We start from the raw sequence: 16,364 nt of genomic DNA on the forward strand, positions 1-16,364 counted from the left end.
TGAGCGCCGTGGAAGAGACCGACCAGGCCATCGTTTCGGCCCTGACCGCCGACGGGCGCATGTCGTACACGGACCTGGCCGAGAAGGTCGGGCTGTCCGTGTCCGCCGTCCACCAGCGGGTACGCAGGCTGGAGCAGCGCGGCGTGATCACCGGCTACGGCGCGCGGGTGGACTACAACGCGATCGGGCTGCCGCTGACGGCGTTCGTGGCGATCCGCCCGTTCGACCCGGCACAGCCCGACGACGCCCCCGAGCGCCTGGCGCACCTGTCGGAGATCGAGTCGTGCTTCTCGGTGGCCGGTGAGGACTTCTACATCCTGCTGGTACGCGTAGCGTCACCGGTGGACCTGGAGCGCCTGCTCCAGGAGATCCGCACGTCGGCGAACGTGACCACCCGGACGACCGTGGTGCTGTCCACCCCGTTCGAGCAGCGTGCCCCCCGCATCCACCTGGCCGACTGAGCCACGCCCGCTCCCGGCCCCGCCGGAGGACAGCACTCGACGTGGCTTTACATCTTTTTTGATGTGCCCACATCAAAAAAGATGTAAAGCCGCAGTCACCTGTGCTCTCGCGTCACCAGTGGCAGCAGGGCAGCGGCGCGGGCAGGAACAGGGCCGTGAGCCCGATGGCGGCCAGGCCGGTCGACGCGGTGGCGACCCCGGCCATGAGCCGGGTCACCTCGGCCCGCCGACCCGGCGGGATGCGGCGCACCTGCCGGACCCCGGCCGCGACCGCGCAGGCCAGCGCGAACCCGCCGGCCACCAGCACCGGCACTCCCCAGCGATCGTGGACGTCGTAGCCACGGAACAGCAGCGGCCGGGCGGCCATCAGCAGCAGACCGGTCAGCGGCGCGAGCGCGGCGCAGGCCTGCGCCCACACCAGCCAGGCCCGCTCGGCTCCCACGCCGTAGCCGCCCTGGTGGGTCAGCTGCACCGACAGCACGCCCAGGCCGACCGGGAGCAGCGCCGCCGCGGCGATGTGCCACAGCCAGTACCGCACGATCGTGTCGGGGTCCGACCGCAGCACCACACCCACGGCCGTCCACCCGATCGCCGCGAAGATCATGGCCCCGCCTACCGCCGCCACCCCGCCGAAGGCCGGATGCACCAGCCGCCGCGCCGTGGCGGACGCCCAGGCCGCCACGACCAGGTGCGGTTGCGTCGTGGGCGGTGCGGGTTCGGTCATGTCAGCACCGTTCGCTCCGGACCGCCAGTCGCGGCCATCTCGGCTGAGTCTGTCCACAATGGTGTTAACGGGCTGTTAGCGTCCAGGCCGACGACCTGCGGTTCCGGAAGCAACGGAAGCCGCCCGTCATCCGGACCTGCCCGTCCCGGCTGATCAGCAGCCCCTCGCAGCCGGTGCCCGCCAGCAGGTCCAACCCGGAGACTCCCTTGGCGGCGGCCGCGGTGGCGTACACATCGGCCCAGCACAGCGACGGCCCGACGACGGTCACCCCCGCCACCTCGGCCGTCGGCATGCCGTGATGTGGGTCGACGATGTGCGCGCCCCGCCGGGCGGTGCCCGAGGTGGCCACTGCGCCCGCCGCCAGGGCCACCACCTCGACCAGCCGCGACGGGGCCAGCGGGTCCTCCACCCCTACCCGCCACGGCGGATACCCCGGCGCCGTCGACACGACCACGTCGCCCCCGGCGTTGAGGCAGAAGTCGTGCCATGGCAGGCCCGCAGCCCGCTCCACCGCCCAGCCCTTGACCAGCCCGGACGGGTCCCACCGGTGCGCGCCGTCCGGACCGGGCAGCCACGTGTCGAACCAGCCGCCGGTGCGCTCGCGGGCCTCGTCGCACAGGGCTGCCACCTCGGCGACCCACGGATGCGCGTCCGCCACCGCGAGCTCACCCCGGTTGATCCGGCTCACCTGACTGTCGGCCCGGTACGTGCTGAACACCGCGTCGGCCTCGCGCAGCAGCGCGAACACGGCGTCGACGGTGCGCCGCACCGGTGCCGAGTCCAGGCCGGGGCCGCGCAGGTGCAGGCTCACCGGCATCCCCATGATCTGCTCCACCCAGGCCCGGCGCGGCGGCGCGAGCGTGCTCACCGGGTGTGCGCCCGGTCGATCGCGGACTGCAGCGAGTCCAGGTACGCCCGACTGGTGGCGGTCGCGCCGGTGACCGTGTCCACGTCGGCCGACTGCGCGGCGAGCACCTGCTCGCGCAGCCGCGGCAGGGCGAACTCGTTCAGCACCAGCGAGTGCTCGTGCACCGTGTGCTTCTGCACGATCACCACGTCGGCGATGCGCCCGCCCGCGAAGCCGACCCGCACCTGCACCGTGCCGTAGTCGGTGACCACCGCGTCGCCGTCGACCAGCCGTTCGCCGACGATCAGCCCCGGGGCGGGCGCCGGCACCGCCCCGTCGGCGGGCCGCGGCACCGCCTCGCCGAAGCTGGTGCGGTAGCTGAACAGCCCGACCAGGCCCGCGAGAGTCGCCAGCAGGAAGAACGTGATCTTACGCATCGCTCACCACCCGAACCGCTCGTCGTGGATCTGCCGCGCGGGCACCCCGGCGGCCCGCAGGGCAGCGCGGACCGCCGCCATCCAGGGCGGGGGACCGCACAGGAACACGTCCCGTCCGGCCAGCTCCGGGACCAGCTCGGTGAGCGCCTCGTGGTCGGTGTGGCGCTCGGCCAGCTCGGCGGTCAGCCACGAGGCACGCCCGGACGGCGGGGGTCCGGGCAGGTAGATCACCTGTGCGCCGCGCTCGGCCGCGATGGCGTCGATCTCGTCGCGCAGCACCAGCTCGTCGGCGCTGCTGGCGCGGTAGATCAGGGTCAGCTCGCTGTCGGCGTACCGCATGCCTTCGAGCAGCGCGCGCATCGGCGTGATGCCGATGCCCGCCGCCATCAGCAGCACCCGCTCGCCGCGGCGGCGGCCCTCGGTGAGCGTGCCGAACGGGCCTTCGATCAGCACGGCCGTGCCCGGTACGGCCCCGGCCAGCCGTGCGCCGTCGTCTCCCGCCGACCGGAAGGTGAACCGCAGCCGGTCGGCGCGCGGCGCTGCGGACAGCGAGAACGGGTGCGCCCGGCTCCAGCCGCGGCCGGTGCGCAGCCGCCAGGTCAGGAACTGGCCGGACCGGGCCGCCAGCCGGTCCAGCCGCCGCCCCGACAGGTGCACCGAGTACACGTCCGACGCCTCGTGGCGCACCTCGGCGACGGTGAGCCGATGGCGGCGCGACAGCCACAGCGGCCGCCCGACCCGGAACACGACCAACGCGGCGGCAGCCGCACCCCACAGCGTCCACCAGTACGCCGAGGCCGCGGCGGAGGTGACGAAGTGCGCGCCGTTCCACAGCTGGTGCGGCACGGCCAGGCCCACCCCGAGGTACGCGTACAGGTGCAGCAGGTGCCAGTTCTCGTAGCGCACCCGCCGCCGCGCCGCCCGCACCGACAGCACCACGACCAGCGCCAGCAGCGCCGTGCCCGCCGCCGCGAGCAGCATGCCCGGGTAGCGCACGACCAGGTCGGCCAGCTGGGCGGGCACACCGGTGCCGGTGGACGCGGCATACCCGGCGACGACCAGCACCACGTGTGCCGTCATCAGCCAGAACGAGGTGAAGCCGAGCAGGCGGTGGATCCGGGCCAGCCGGTCCTGGCCCCAGGCGCGCTCCACCCACGGCACCCGCGCCATCGCGAGCACCTGCAGCAGGAGCAGATCGGCGGCGACCAGCCCGGTCAGGCGGGCCGCGGTCACCAGGCCGGTGCCGTCGGCGCCCAGCGCGGCCGGGCCGCCGGCGGACACCCACAGGGCCGCCACCACCAGCACGGTGGCGCAGGCCAGGGCCGCGGTGACGGCGCGCCCGAGCACCCCGTCGCGGGGCCGGGGGAGGGGGAATCGGTCAGGGGTCACGCCACGGCGAGTCGCGAAAGGGGCGCGCAGTTCCCGGTGTCACCCGGAATCCACGCGCCCCTGCGCAGCCGCGGCCTACTGCCCGCTCGCGCGCTGCTGCTCGCGGTACTGCGGGACGGACAGGCCGCCGCGGCCCCAGTTCTCCAGCTCGACCTCGTCGATGACGACGAACGTCGAGTCCAGCGGCTTGTCCAGCACATCCAGCAGCAGCCGGCTGACCCCGGCGATGAGCGCCGCCTTCTGCTCGGCGGTCGCGGCCGTCGTGCCCGGTGTGCTGCCCTCACGGGTGATCTGAATGTTGACGATGGGCATGATCGGTCCTCTCGGATGATCGGGACGGGTCAGTGGCCGGCGTTCTGTCCGCCGTCGACGTGCAGGATCTCGCCGGTGACGAACGGAGCGGACTCCAGGTAGAGGACCGCGCCGACGATGTCGCTCGTCTCGCCCATCCGGCCGACGGGGTGCAGCCCGGCGTACGTCTCGTGGTACTCGACCGGGTGCATCGGGGTCTTGATGATGCCCGGGGCGACCGCGTTGACGCGCACGCCGCGCGAGGCGTACTCGATGGCCAGCGACTTGGTGGCGGAGTTGATGCCGCCCTTGGTCAGCGAGGCGAGCACCGACGGCACGTTCTTGTCGGCCTGGTCCACCAGGGCCGTGGTGATGCTGACGATGTGCCCGCCGCCGACGGCGAGCAGGTGCGGCAGCACCCGCTGCGTCAGGTGGAAGAACCCGCCGACGTTGATGGCGGTGACCTGCGCGAAGTCGTCGGCGGTGTAGTCGGTGAACGGCTTGGCGATGAAGATGCCCGCGTTGTTGACCAGGGTGTCGATGCGGCCGAAGCGGTCCAGCGCGGCCCGGGTCACCCGCTCGGCGGTGCCGGCGTCGGCGATGTCGCCCTGCACGGTCACGATGTCCGGATCGGCGGAGGCGGCGATGGTGCGGGAGACGGCCACGACGCCGTAGCCGAGCTTGCGGTAGCCCTCGACGAGGCCTGCGCCGATGCCCTGGGAGGCGCCGGTGATGACTGCGACCTTCTGCGTGTTCTCGGTGCTCATGTGCCTGTTCCTTTGCTGTTTCGCGGCCACTAGACGACCGGTCTACTAAAAGCTAGACGACTGGTCGTGTATCGTCAACGCCATGGGCAGGACTAGTGACGCGCGGAACAAGATCCTCGAAGCGGCCAGGACGCTGATCGAGCAGCGGGGCTACTCCGCGCTGGGCGTCGCCGAGATCTGCGCCGCCGCCGGGGTGCCGAAGGGCAGCTTCTACCACTTCTTCGCCTCCAAGCAGGCGCTCGCGCTCACCGTCATCGACGAGCACTGGGCCGCTCAGCGGCAGCAGTGGAGCGAGCTGCTCGGCAGCGGGCGGCCGCCGCTGGAGCGCCTGCGCGACCTGTTCGCGGCGACCGAGGACTTCCAGCGGGCCGGCCGGCAGCAGGCGGGCCTGGTCGTCGGCTGCCTGTTCGGCAACCTCGCCGCCGAGCTCAGCAACCAGGTCCCGGAGATCCGCGACCGGCTGCAGGAGATCTTCGAGGCCCAGATCGACATGATCGAGAAGGTGGTCGTCGAGGCCAGGGACACCGGGCAGGCCGCCCCGGCCGTCGACGCCCGCGAGGCGGCGCGCTCCATCGTCGCCCAGATCGAGGGCCGGGTGCTGCTGGCCAAGCTGCTCGACGACCCCGCCCAGCTCGGCACGCTCTGGCAGAACAGCGTCTCTAATTACCTGGGTATGCCTAACGCTGGCCGCGCGAGCCTGACCTCCGTCGACTGACGGATGGGGGACACCAGGCCGTGCCGGAGTGCGGCCGCGGCTAACCTCGCGGCCATGACCTATCTCGCAACCCCCGCCGAGTCCCCGCTGTACGCCGACCAGGCCGACTACATCCCCAACTACCTGCGGGTGTTCGCGCTGCGGCCCGACGCGTACGCGGGCTGGGAGCAGCTGGCCGGCAGCGTGCGCGACGGTATGGACCTGCGCCGGTACGAGCTAGTCACCCTCGCCGCGGCTCGGCGGCTGGGCTCCGACTACTGCACCCTCGCCCACGCCAAGGTGCTGCGCGACCGCTTCTACGACGAGGCGCAGCTGCGCGCGATCATCGCCGACCACCACAGCGCCGGTCTCGACCCGGTCGACGTTGCGATCATGGACTTCGCCGACAAGGTGGCCGCCGACCCGACCACCGTCACCGAGCAGGACGCCGCCGCGCTGCGCGGGTTCGGCCTGTCCGACACCGACGTCATGCAGATCGTGCTGGCCGTGTGCATCCGCCGGTTCTTCAGCGGTGTGCTGTCCGCCGTCGGCGCCGACCCCGACGACGCGCTGCGGGCGTGAGCGCCCCGCCGCCCCTCAGCTGTTCCAGCGCAGCAGCACCGGCTGCTCGCGTTCGAAGCCGAGCACGCTGAGGGTGGCCGTCTCCAGGCGGAACAGCGCGCCGTCCGCGGCGGGCAAGCCCAGCCAGCGGGCGGTGAGCGCGCGCAGCAGGTGGCCGTGGCCGACGAGGGCGACGTCGCCGCTGGCCAGCATCGTGCGGGCACGTTCCAGGACCCGGTCGCAGCGGGCGCCGACCTGGGCCGCGGTCTCGCCGCCGGGACAGCCGTGCTGCCACAGCGTCCACTCGGGACGCTCCTGGCGGATCTCCGGCGTGGTGCGGCCCTCGTACGCGCCGTAGTTCCACTCCAGCAGGTCGTCGTCGGTGGCGGTGATCTCCAGCCCGGCCAGCGCGGCGGTGCGCACCGCACGCTGGAGCGGGCTGCACAGCACCGCGGCGAAGGCCCGCCCGGCCAGCCGCCCGGCGAGCTGGGCCGCCTGGCGTTCGCCCGCAGGGGTCAGCGGCAGGTCGGTGAAGGAGGTGTGGCGGCCGGTCGCGCTCCACTCGGTCTGCCCGTGCCGGAGCAGCACGATCTCTCGCATGCCGATCCTCCCCGCTCGTGTTCCTGAGGACACGTTAGCGGTGGTCACCACCCGGACGGGCGGTTTCGCCCGGTGAGTGTGCCGGGTCGAGGTGGATCTCGGTGGTTTCGCCTGCGACGGCTACGGGGCTCACAGAATTGAGGTATGACGGACGCGCCGCTCATGCCGCACTACGCGCGGGTCGATCAGAGCCCGCCGCAGATGCAGGCGCGGCTCGTGGCATACCTGGACAAGGCCGCCGGCTACCGGGCGATCACCGAGATCCGGACGCGGGCCGCCGAGACCATGCACGTCAAACCGGGCCACCACGTGCTCGACGGCGGGTGCGGGCTCGGCGAGGAGGCGTGCGTGCTGGCGCTGCTGGTCGGGGTGGACGGCCGGGTCGACGGCGTGGACAACTCGCGCAGCATGCTGTCGCTGGCCGCGCACCGCTACGAGCGCTGGCGGCAGACCCACCCCGACGCCGGCGAGGTCCGCTTCGTCACCGGGTGCATGACCAGGCTGGACTACCCGGACGGCGTCTTCGACGCGGTGCGGTGCGAGCGTACGCTGCAGCACCTGCCGCAGGCCGAGGCGGTGATCGCGGAGCTGGTCCGGGTGACCCGGCCGCAGGGGCGGATCTGCCTGATCGACACCGACTGGGAGTCGCTGGTCTTCGACGGGCTGCCCGCGGAGGTGCTGACGCCGATGATGTGGCGGCTGCGGCACCACAGCGTGATGTGCAACCCGTCGATGGGTCGTACGCTGCGCAACCGGCTGCGCCGGCTGGGGGTGTACGAGCTGGAGTGCCACCCGATGACGATGTGCTTCACCGACCCTGCCGAGGCCCAGCACGTGGTGCCGTACTTCGACCGTGACCTGCTGCTGCACATCGTGGGGGAGGAGGACGGCGACACCGCGGCGATGGTGGACCGCTGGCTGGACGCGGTGCGCGACGCCGACGAGCGGGAGGACTTCCTGGTGGCGCTGACGGTGTGGGTGGTCGCGGGCACGGTTCCGGCGTGAACGGCGAAGGCCCCGCCGTGAGCCGCGTGGGCGGCTCGGGCGGGGCCCCGGTCGTGCGGGACGGGTCAGGCCTGGGCGGCGAGCTGCTCGTCGAGCTGCTTGCGCCACCACTTCTGGCCGGACTCGGGCAGGGTGTCGATCGGGTCGTAGTACGCGTAGCGCTGGGACAGCACGTCGACGTTCTGGTCGGCCTCGATCGAGGTGCGGTAGTTCTTGGTCCAGTACGAGATGCCGTTCTCGCGGTCGTACTCGGTGACCATGTGCACCCAGCGCTTGCCGACGAACGGGACGTCGCAGACGATGCGCGGGGTGGCGTAGCCGGGCAGGTAGCCCATGATGTCGTGCTGCAGGGCCTGGGCGTGGCCCACGGACACGCGCCAGTGCTCGGCGTTGGGGATCATGTCGCACATGTAGAAGTAGTACGGCAGGATGTTCGCCTCGCCCTGCAGCGCGAAGCACAGGTCGAGCAGGTCGGGCGACGTGGCGTTGACGCCGCGCATGAGCACGCCCTGGTTGCGCACGTCGCGCACGCCGACTTCGAGGGCCGTCTTCGCGGCGCGGGCCACGGTCGGGGTGATCGAGTTGGCGTGGTTGACGTGGGTGTGGATCGCCAGGTTGACGCCGCGCCGGCGGGCGGTGCGGGCGACCCGCTCCAGGCCCTCGACGACCTCGGGCTGCAGCCAGTGCTGGGGCAGGCCCATCAGCGCCTTGGTGGCCAGCCGGATGTCGCGGATGGTGTCGATCTCCAGCAGGCGCATCAGGTACGACTCGAGGTTCTTCCACGGCACGTTGGCCACGTCGCCGCCGGAGACGACGACGTCACGCACGCCCGGGTGGGCCTTGAGGTAGGCGATGTGCGCGTCGTAGCGGTCGACGGGCTTGAGGGTGAGCTTGAGCTTCTCGACCGCCGGGGTGGAGTTGCCGACCAGGTCCATGCGGGTGCAGTGGCCGCAGTACTGCGGGCAGGTGGACAGCAGCTCGGCGAGCACCTTGGTGGGGTAGCGGTGGGTGAGGCCCTCGGCGACCCACATGTCGTGCTCGTGCAGGCTGTCACGGCTGGCGTGCGGGTGGCTGGCCCACTCGGTGAGCCGGTCGGAGGCGACCGGGATCATGTAGCGGCGCACCGGGTCGGCGTAGAACGCCTCGGTGGTCAGCTCCTCCCGCGCCATCGTGTTGATCATCTGCGGGGGGACCAGCATCGACATCGTGGCCAGCGCCTTCTGGTCGGCCTCGAGATCGGCGTAGAAGCGCTCGTCGACGGTGTCGCCGAGCACGGCGCGCAGCTGCTTGACGTTCTTGATGCAGTTGACGCGCTGCCACTGCGCGGACTCCCACTGCGCAGCCGTGACATCGCGCCAGCCCGGGAACCGGGTCCAGTCCGGCTCGATCAGCTCTACGCGTCGGTACTCGTAGGGTTGCCCAGCGTTCATCGGTGGCCTCTCCTTTGCGGTCGCCGTTGACCATACTGGAAGTTCTCCGGCGTACCAACTAGTCTGCCGTAGAATTTCCCGCACGCATCAAATCTAACCGCAATTTTGGTTTTGATCTCGCGGGTGGACTTCACTTTTTAGGAGAACCGGACAATGACGTCACCGATCGGCCTGCACCGGGTCCTGGAACCGAGCGGGGTATTGCCCCAGGCGGCACGTCGCCTGGACAATTCACCCGAGATCGGGGCAGACGAGGTGCGGATCGCCGTCGAGCGGCTCAACCTCGACGCGGCGAGCTTCCGCCAGCTGTCGACCAAGCACGCGGGCGACGGCGCGGCGGTGCGCGGTGAGGTCCTGGAGATCATCGGCGCCCGGGGCAAGATGCAGAACCCGGTCACCGGCTCCGGCGGCATGCTCATCGGCACCGTCGAGGCCGTCGGACCGGAGTCCCCGCTCGGCCTCAAGGTCGGCGACCGGGTCGCCACGCTGGTCTCGCTGACCCTCACCCCGCTGTCGATCAGCGACGGCCTCAAGCACTGGGACGGGGGCAGCGAGCAGGTCCCCTGCGAGGGCCACGCGATCCTGTTCGCCCGCTCCATCGCCGCGGTGCTGCCTGCCGACCTGGACCCCGAGCTGGCCCTGGCCGTGATGGACGTATGCGGCGCGCCTGCGCTGACCGCCCGGGTGGTGGGGCGGTACGACAACCCGACCGTCGCCGTGATCGGCGGCGCGGGCAAGAGCGGCTCGCTGTCCCTGGCCGCAGCCAAGGCCGCCGGCGCGAGCCGGACCGTCGGCGTCGTCCCGGTCGAGCGCGAGCGCGTGATGCTGGCGGACGCGGCCCTGGCCGACGTGGTCGCGTTGGCCGACGCCCGCAACCCGGTCGCGCTCGCCGAGGCCGTCGAGGCCGCACTCGGCGGGCGGGCCGCGGACGTGACCGTGGTCTGCGTGGACGTGCCCGGCTGCGAGCACGGGGCGATCCTGTCGACCGCCGACGGCGGCACCGTGATCTTCTTCTCGATGGCGACGAGCTTCGCCGCCGCCGCGCTGGGCGCGGAGGGTCTGGCCGCGGACGTGACGATGCTGGTCGGCAACGGGTACGTGCCCGGACACGCGGCGTACGCGCTGGATCTGCTGCGGCAGGTGCCGGCGGTGCGGGCGATGTTCGAGTCCCGTCTGCACCACGAGGCCTCGCGGGCCACGTCCGGCACGGCAGACTGAGCCCATGCAGATCTCCGCCTTGCCGGCCGAGCGCACGACGCTCTGGCACAACGCCGTCGTCCGCAGCCCCGCCGACCCCGGCGCCACGGCGCTGCTGACCCGCGGCCAGCACATCGTCTGGCTCGGGCCGCTGGCCGACGCCCCCACCGCCGACCTGCGGGTGGACCTGGGCGGGGCCCTGGTCACGCCCGCGTTCGTCGACGCGCACGTTCATGCGACCGACACCGGCCTGGCCCTGGCCGGGCTGGACCTGTCGTCGGTGCGCGCCGCCGCCGAGCTGCTCAAGGCCGTGGCCGAGTTCGCGTCCGGGCTGGGCCCGGAGGCCGTCGTGCTGGGGCACGGCTTCGACGAGAGCACGTGGGGCGCGTCGCAGACCCCGCCGACCGCCGCCGAGCTGGACCGGGCCGCGGGCGGGCGCAGCGTGTACCTGTCCCAGGCGTCGATCCACTCGGCGCTGGTCTCCTCGGACCTGCTGGCGCTGGCCGCAGACGCCCCCGGCTACGACGCGTCGGGCTGGGTGCGCCGCGACGCGCACCACGTGGTGCGGGCGGCGGCGTTCGGGCAGATCACCATCGTGCAGCGGCGGGACGCGCAGATGCGGATGCTGCGCCACTCCGCGAGCCTGGGCATCGCCGCCGTGCACGAGTGCGGCGGACCGGGCACGTCCAGCGAGGACGACTTCACCGAGCTGCTGCGCCTGTCGGGGCAGGGGCTGCCGGAGGTGTACGGCTTCTGGGGCGAGCTGATGGGCGCGGCCAAGGCCCGGGAGCTGGGCGCGGTCGGCGCGGGCGGGGACCTGTACGCCGACGGGGCGCTCGGCTCGCGGACCGCGCACCTCGGCGAGGACTACCTGGACGGCGAGCGCGGCTGCGGCCACGGCTACGTGACCGCCGAGCAGGTGCGCGATCACCTGCTCGACTGCCACCGGCACGGGATGCAGGGCGGCTTTCACGCCATCGGCGACGCGGCGATCTCGACGGTGGTGGCCGGGTTCGCGGCCGCCGACGAGGTCCTGGGCACCGACGCGCTGCGCGACGCCCGGCACCGGGTCGAGCACGCCGAGATCATGGACAAGCGGCTGATCGCCGCGTTCGTGGAGTACGGCATCGTCGCGTCGATGCAGCCCGCGTTCGACCGCCTGTGGGGCGGCGAGCACCAGATGTACGCCCAGCGGCTCGGGGTGGCGCGCAGCCTCGCGTCGAACCCGATGGGGCAGATGCACAACACGGGAGTGGCGCTGGCGTTCGGGTCGGACAGCCCGGTGACGCCGCTGGACCCGTGGGGCAGCGTCCGGGCGGCGATGCAGCACTTCAACACCCATCAGCGGATGAGCGCGAAGTCGGCGTTCGCGGCGCACACCCGCGGCGGCTGGCGCGCGGTGCACCGCGACGCCGAGGGCGTGCTCGTGCCCGGCGCACCGGCGACGTTCGCGGTGTGGCGCACCCCGGCCGGCTTGTCCGGCACCCTTCCCAGCCTTGAGCAGCACGACGAGCTGCCGGTCTGTGTCCGTACGGTACTGCGTGGAGAAACGATCTATGAGCAGCAATAAACTTGGTCTCGACCCGGCGCTGGTGCACCGGGCACGGGCGCTGGCCGCGAAGGCCGGGCGGCCCGTGGTGGACATGGCGCGGTCGCACACGACGGTGTCGGTGGAGCGGGCGGTCCTGCGGCTGGCCGGGGTGACCGGCGCCGACCCGGACGGCATCCCATGGGTGAACCGCCTGGTCGACGCGGTGCGCAACGACGTCGGCCTGGGCCACGGCGTGGCGCTTCCGGTGTTCCACGCCCTGGCCGAGCACGGCCTGGAGCCGACCGCGGCCGAGCTGACGCTGCTGGCGCAGAAGGCCGCCTCCGGTTCGGTGCGCTTCGACCTGCCCACCGGCAAGGCCGTCACCGCCGCGAAGAAGGCGTCGCGCCGTCAGGTCGCCGCGGGCATCAAGCAGATCGACCGCAACCGCGTCGACCGCGACAAGATGATCAAGCGGTACGGCGACCCGAAGCAGCGGCCCTGGATCTACCTGATTGTGGCGACCGGTGACATCTACGAGGACATCCCGCAGGCGCAGGCGGCGGCCCGCGCGGGCGCGGACGTCATCGCGGTGATCCGGTCCACGGGCCAGTCGCTGCTGGACTACGTGCCCGAGGGCGCGACCCGGGAGGGTTTCGCGGGCACGTACGCCACTCAGGAGAACTTCCGCCTGATGCGGGCGGCCCTGGACGAGTCGAGCAAGGAGCTGGGCCGCTACGTCCGCCTGACCAACTACGCGTCCGGCCTGTGTATGCCCGAGATCGCGACCCTGGCCGGGCTGCAGCGCCTCGACATGATGCTCAACGACTCGATGTACGGCATCCTGTTCCGCGACATCAACCCGATCCGCACGTTCGTGGACCAGCGCTTCTCCCGCCAGATCCACGCCCGCGCCGGGATCATCATCAACACCGGTGAGGACAACTACCTCACCACCGCCGACGCGGTCGAGGCCGCGCACACCGTCACCGTGTCGCAGCTGCTCAACGAGTACTTCGCGCACGAGGCGGGGCTCGCGGACTGGCAGCTCGGCCTCGGGCACGCGTTCGAGATCAACCCGGACCTGCCCGAGTCGTTCCGGCTCGAACTGGCCCACGCGCTGCTGGCGCGGGAGCTGTTCCCGGACGCGCCGCTCAAGTGGATGCCGCCGACCAAGCACATGACCGGCGACGTGTTCCGCGGAAACCTGCTCGACGGGTTCTTCAACCTGGTCGGCGCGCTGACCGGGCAGGGCATCCTGCTCGTCGGCATGATGACCGAGGCCGTCGTCACGCCGTGGCTGTCCGACCGCGACATCGCGCTGCAGAACGTGCGGTACGTGCTCGGCGCGGCCGGCAACCTGCACGAGGACTTCGTGCCCGCCCCCGACGGGTTCATCCAGCGCCGCGCCCACCAGGTTCTCGACGAGGCCATCGACCTCCTGGAGAAGATCGAGGACGACACCCTGCTCAACGCGATCGCCGACGGCACGTTCGGGATCATGAAGCGCCCCGCGGACCGGGGCAAGGGCCTGGACGGCGTCGCCGAGCACGACGACGGCTACTACAACCCGGCCACCGAGATCCTGGAGACCCCCGCCAAGGAGGAGCAGTGAAGACGGTCGTCCGCCCGTACGGCGACACCACCGGCGACGGCATGACCCAGGTCAGCTTCACCCTGCCGCTGCCGCACGACAAGAAGGCCGAAGGCGCGGCGCTGCAGCTCGCGGCGAAGATGGGCCTGGAGCCGGCGATGCTGGTGCACGCCAAGCAGATGGGCGACGGGTTCACCTTCTTCGTCGTCTACGGCAGCGTCCGGCACCTGGTCGAACTCGACAAGGTCCAGGTCGTCGAGCGGGACTTCCCGCTGCTGACCGCCAAAGAGGTCAACACGGTCGTCAAGCAGAAGATGCGCCGCAAGCTGTCGGTGGTCGGGGCGTGCATCGGCACCGACGCGCACACCGTCGGCATCGACGCGATCCTCAACCTCAAGGGCATCGCGGGCGAGAAGGGCCTGGAGTACTACCGGGAGCTGAAGGTCGTCAACATGGGCGCGCAGATCACGGTGCCCGAGCTGGTCGCCGCCGCGAAGGCGGAGAAGGCCGACGCGGTCCTGGTCTCGCAGGTCGTCACGCAGCGCGACGCGCACCTGCACAACACCCGGGAGATGTCGGCGGCGTTCCGGGAGGCGCTGCCCGCCGACAAGCGGCCGCTGCTGATCGTCGGCGGTCCGCGCTTCGACGAGCTGATGACCGACGAACTCGGCGTCGACCGGATCTTCGGCCGGGGCACCACCCCGCGCGAGGTCGCCAGCTACCTGGTCCACGCGCTGATCACCAACAAGGCCGAGCGGAAGAAGGCAGTCGCAGCATGAGCGTCGGTTTCACCGTCATCCATCGGAAGTACGTGCCGTACAGCCACGCGCACTACGCGGGCAACCTCGTCGACGGGGCGTACGCCCTGGCGGCGTTCGGTGACGTCGCGACCGAGGTGTGCATCCAGCTCGACGGCGACGAGGGCCTGTTCGCGTCGTACTCCGACGTGCAGTTCAAGGCCCCGATGCGGGCCGGTGACGTGCTGGAGGTCGTCGCGACGGTGGCCCGGATGGGCACCCGCAGCCGCACCATCGACTTCGAGGCGCGCGTCGTGTGCCGGGGCCGCCCGGACCGGTCGGAGTCTGCCGCCGAGGTCCTGGACCCGCCCGTCGTCGCGGTGACCGCGACCGGCACCGTGGTGGTTCCCACCAAGTGAGCCTGCTGTGCTGTGTCGACGTCGGGTCGACGTTCACCAAGGCGGCCCTGGTCGACACCGGCAGCGGTGAACTCGTCGCGACCGGCTCGCACCGCACCACCGTCGGCGCCGACGTCCTGCACGGCCTCGACGCGGCCGTCGCCGCGACCGGGCGCACCCCGGACGGGCTGCTGGTGTGCTCGTCGGCCGGCGGCGGCCTGCGGCTCGCCGTCGTCGGCTACGAGCGCCTGGTGACGGCGCAGGCCGGGCACCGGGTCGGCCTGTCGGCCGGGTCGCGGGTCGTGCACGTCGCCGCCGGCCGCCTCGACCGGGCCGGGCTCGCCGAGCTGCGCGCCGCCCGCCCGGACGTGGTGCTGCTGGTCGGCGGGACCGACGGCGGCGACACCGAGACGATCACCCACAACGCGACCCGGCTCGCCAACGCCCGCTGGCGCGTTCCGACGGTGCTGGCCGGCAACGCGGACTGCCGCGAGCAGCTCGCGGACCTGCTGGCCGGGGCCGGGGTGCCGGTGGTGGCGGTCGACAACGTGCTGCCCGCGATCGGGGTCCTCGATCCCGGCCCGGCGCGGGCGGCGATCCGGCAGGTCTTCCTGCAGCACGTCATCGGCGGCAAGAAGCTGTCCCGGGGGCCGCGCTTCGCCTCGCTGGTGAAGGCCGCGACGCCGGACGCGGTGCTGTCGGGCGTGGAGCTGCTTGCGGCCCGCAGCGCCGAGGACCTGCTGGTCGTGGACATCGGCGGGGCGACGACCGACGTGTACTCGGTGCTGACCCCGGACGCCGAGCAGCTCGCCGGGGTGCGCGACGAGGTCGCCGGGGTGCTGTGGGCCGCCCGCACCGTCGAGGGCGACCTGGGTATGCGCTGGTCCGCGCCCGGCGTGGTGGCCGCCGCGATCCTGGAGAAGATCATCGGGCCGGACGAGGCATCCGCTCTGGAACTCACCGCGACCGCCCGCGCCGAGCACCCGGGGTATGTCGCCGACGACGGAGTCGAGAAGGCCGTGGACCGGCGGCTGGCCGAACTGGCCGTCATGGTCGCGCTGCGCCGCCATGCCCGCGGGGAGGCCGTCGTGGCGGGCGGGCCGCGCCGTGGCGGGCGGGACCTGCGGGCGGTGCGGACCGTCATCGGCTCCGGCGGGGTGCTGCGGCACAGCCCGCCGCAGGTCGCCGAAGCCGTGCTCGGCGCGGGCCTGGGCGACACCGCGGGCGGATGGGCGCTGCCGAGGGCGGCCCGTACGGTCGTCGACGCGTCCTACATTCTGGCCGCGGCGGGACTCCTGTCGGTGGAACATCCCGACGCCGCAGCCGCGCTGCTCGCCGCTGAGCTGGGCTGATGTCCTGAACTGCGGTGCTCGTCACGGTCGGTGACCACATCGTGAAATTGACCGTGCGCGGCCGCGCCGGTACCGTCGTGAGGTCCTCCACCGTGCCTGCCGCCGTTCCCCGGCGGGCGTCGCCGTCCGGCGACCTGGCACGGCAGGCGGCAGCACCGATCAGTAGAAAACGATCGGCCCCCGGGTTCAGGCGCCGGAAGCCGATCGGCCCGAAGGTCGGCTGGTGCCGCCGTAGGAGTTGGGAGTGCGGGGCGCGGTCTTCTCGACCGCGCCCCGGCCTTTTCCCGCCCCACCCCGAGATCGCGACGATCTTGCGTGGGCTGTGCGGACGACGCGCCCGTATCCGGCAAAA

18 protein-coding genes are annotated in these 16,364 nt (G+C 72.2%); 10 read left to right on the forward strand and 8 right to left on the reverse strand.

Annotation, left to right across the window (positions count from 1 at the left end):
• Positions 1-8: 8 nt before the first annotated feature.
• Positions 9-461: an Lrp/AsnC family transcriptional regulator gene (locus tag ACFQO7_RS03265; RefSeq protein WP_155368639.1), complete on the forward strand. Its 453-nt coding sequence runs from the start codon at positions 9-11 to the stop codon at positions 459-461.
• Between the two features lie 112 nt (positions 462-573).
• Here ACFQO7_RS03265 and ACFQO7_RS03270 read toward each other — a convergent pair whose 3' ends face one another.
• The 6 genes from ACFQO7_RS03270 to ACFQO7_RS03295 form a co-directional block, all read right to left on the reverse strand.
• Positions 574-1,185, reverse strand: coding sequence for a hypothetical protein (locus ACFQO7_RS03270; protein ID WP_376804961.1), 612 nt, complete (start codon positions 1,183-1,185; stop codon positions 574-576).
• Positions 1,186-1,249: 64 nt separating this feature from the next.
• A complete protein-coding gene (locus ACFQO7_RS03275; RefSeq protein ID WP_376804962.1) occupies positions 1,250-2,053 on the reverse strand; it encodes an FAD:protein FMN transferase in 804 nt (267 codons plus the stop codon).
• The gene (locus tag ACFQO7_RS03280) at positions 2,050-2,469 is read right to left on the reverse strand and encodes an FMN-binding protein (protein ID WP_376804963.1); all 420 of its coding nucleotides are present in this window, start codon (positions 2,467-2,469) and stop codon (positions 2,050-2,052) included. Before ACFQO7_RS03280 ends, ACFQO7_RS03275 begins: the two co-directional genes overlap by 4 nt.
• Positions 2,470-2,472: 3 nt before the next feature.
• Positions 2,473-3,858 (reverse strand): ferredoxin reductase family protein, encoded by a 1,386-nt coding sequence (locus tag ACFQO7_RS03285; protein ID WP_376804964.1) that lies wholly within the window; start codon positions 3,856-3,858, stop codon positions 2,473-2,475.
• Between the two features lie 75 nt (positions 3,859-3,933).
• Entirely contained in the window at positions 3,934-4,170 is a 237-nt protein-coding gene (locus ACFQO7_RS03290; protein ID WP_376804965.1) for a tautomerase family protein, read from the reverse strand.
• Positions 4,171-4,199: 29 nt separating this feature from the next.
• Positions 4,200-4,916 carry an SDR family NAD(P)-dependent oxidoreductase gene (locus tag ACFQO7_RS03295; RefSeq protein WP_376804966.1) on the reverse strand — a complete coding sequence of 239 codons (717 nt, stop codon included), beginning with the start codon at positions 4,914-4,916 and terminating at the stop codon, positions 4,200-4,202.
• 82 nt (positions 4,917-4,998) lie between these two features.
• On the opposite strand from ACFQO7_RS03295, the gene ACFQO7_RS03300 reads away from it, so the two are divergent.
• Both ACFQO7_RS03300 and ACFQO7_RS03305 read left to right on the forward strand, forming a co-directional pair.
• Positions 4,999-5,631: a TetR/AcrR family transcriptional regulator gene (locus ACFQO7_RS03300; RefSeq protein WP_376804967.1), complete on the forward strand. Its 633-nt coding sequence runs from the start codon at positions 4,999-5,001 to the stop codon at positions 5,629-5,631.
• 54 nt (positions 5,632-5,685) lie between these two features.
• Positions 5,686-6,192, forward strand: coding sequence for a carboxymuconolactone decarboxylase family protein (locus ACFQO7_RS03305; protein ID WP_376804968.1), 507 nt, complete (start codon positions 5,686-5,688; stop codon positions 6,190-6,192).
• 15 nt (positions 6,193-6,207) lie between these two features.
• On the opposite strand, the gene ACFQO7_RS03310 is transcribed toward ACFQO7_RS03305, so the two are convergent.
• Entirely contained in the window at positions 6,208-6,771 is a 564-nt protein-coding gene (locus ACFQO7_RS03310) for a histidine phosphatase family protein (protein WP_376804969.1), read from the reverse strand.
• 144 nt (positions 6,772-6,915) lie between these two features.
• Between ACFQO7_RS03310 and ACFQO7_RS03315 the strand changes: the two genes are divergently transcribed.
• Positions 6,916-7,776, forward strand: a complete 861-nt coding sequence (locus tag ACFQO7_RS03315) for a methyltransferase domain-containing protein (RefSeq protein WP_376804970.1) — start codon at positions 6,916-6,918, stop codon at positions 7,774-7,776.
• A gap of 65 nt (positions 7,777-7,841) precedes the next feature.
• On the opposite strand, the gene ACFQO7_RS03320 is transcribed toward ACFQO7_RS03315, so the two are convergent.
• Positions 7,842-9,206 carry a KamA family radical SAM protein gene (locus ACFQO7_RS03320; protein WP_376804971.1) on the reverse strand — a complete coding sequence of 455 codons (1,365 nt, stop codon included), beginning with the start codon at positions 9,204-9,206 and terminating at the stop codon, positions 7,842-7,844.
• Between the two features lie 153 nt (positions 9,207-9,359).
• Between ACFQO7_RS03320 and kdd the strand changes: the two genes are divergently transcribed.
• Genes kdd through ACFQO7_RS03350 form a run of 6 tightly spaced genes read left to right on the forward strand, consistent with a single transcriptional unit; the run spans position 9,360 to position 16,012 of the window.
• A complete protein-coding gene (kdd, locus tag ACFQO7_RS03325) occupies positions 9,360-10,424 on the forward strand; it encodes an L-erythro-3,5-diaminohexanoate dehydrogenase (RefSeq protein WP_376804972.1) in 1,065 nt (354 codons plus the stop codon).
• Between the two features lie 4 nt (positions 10,425-10,428).
• Positions 10,429-11,973, forward strand: a complete 1,545-nt coding sequence (locus ACFQO7_RS03330) for an amidohydrolase (RefSeq protein ID WP_376804973.1) — start codon at positions 10,429-10,431, stop codon at positions 11,971-11,973.
• The gene (gene kamD / locus ACFQO7_RS03335; RefSeq protein WP_376804974.1) at positions 11,960-13,546 is read left to right on the forward strand and encodes a lysine 5,6-aminomutase subunit alpha; all 1,587 of its coding nucleotides are present in this window, start codon (positions 11,960-11,962) and stop codon (positions 13,544-13,546) included. Before ACFQO7_RS03330 ends, kamD begins: the two co-directional genes overlap by 14 nt.
• Entirely contained in the window at positions 13,543-14,304 is a 762-nt protein-coding gene (gene kamE / locus ACFQO7_RS03340; RefSeq protein ID WP_203694802.1) for a lysine 5,6-aminomutase subunit beta, read from the forward strand. The genes kamD and kamE overlap by 4 nt, the downstream gene beginning before the upstream one ends.
• Positions 14,301-14,681: a 3-aminobutyryl-CoA ammonia lyase gene (gene kal, locus ACFQO7_RS03345; RefSeq protein ID WP_376804975.1), complete on the forward strand. Its 381-nt coding sequence runs from the start codon at positions 14,301-14,303 to the stop codon at positions 14,679-14,681. Before kamE ends, kal begins: the two co-directional genes overlap by 4 nt.
• Positions 14,678-16,012, forward strand: coding sequence for a glutamate mutase L (locus ACFQO7_RS03350; protein WP_376804976.1), 1,335 nt, complete (start codon positions 14,678-14,680; stop codon positions 16,010-16,012). Before kal ends, ACFQO7_RS03350 begins: the two co-directional genes overlap by 4 nt.
• Positions 16,013-16,364 lie beyond the last annotated feature (352 nt).

Source organism: Catellatospora aurea (assembly GCF_042663325.1).
GTDB classification, from domain to species: Bacteria; Actinomycetota; Actinomycetes; order Mycobacteriales; family Micromonosporaceae; genus Catellatospora; species Catellatospora aurea.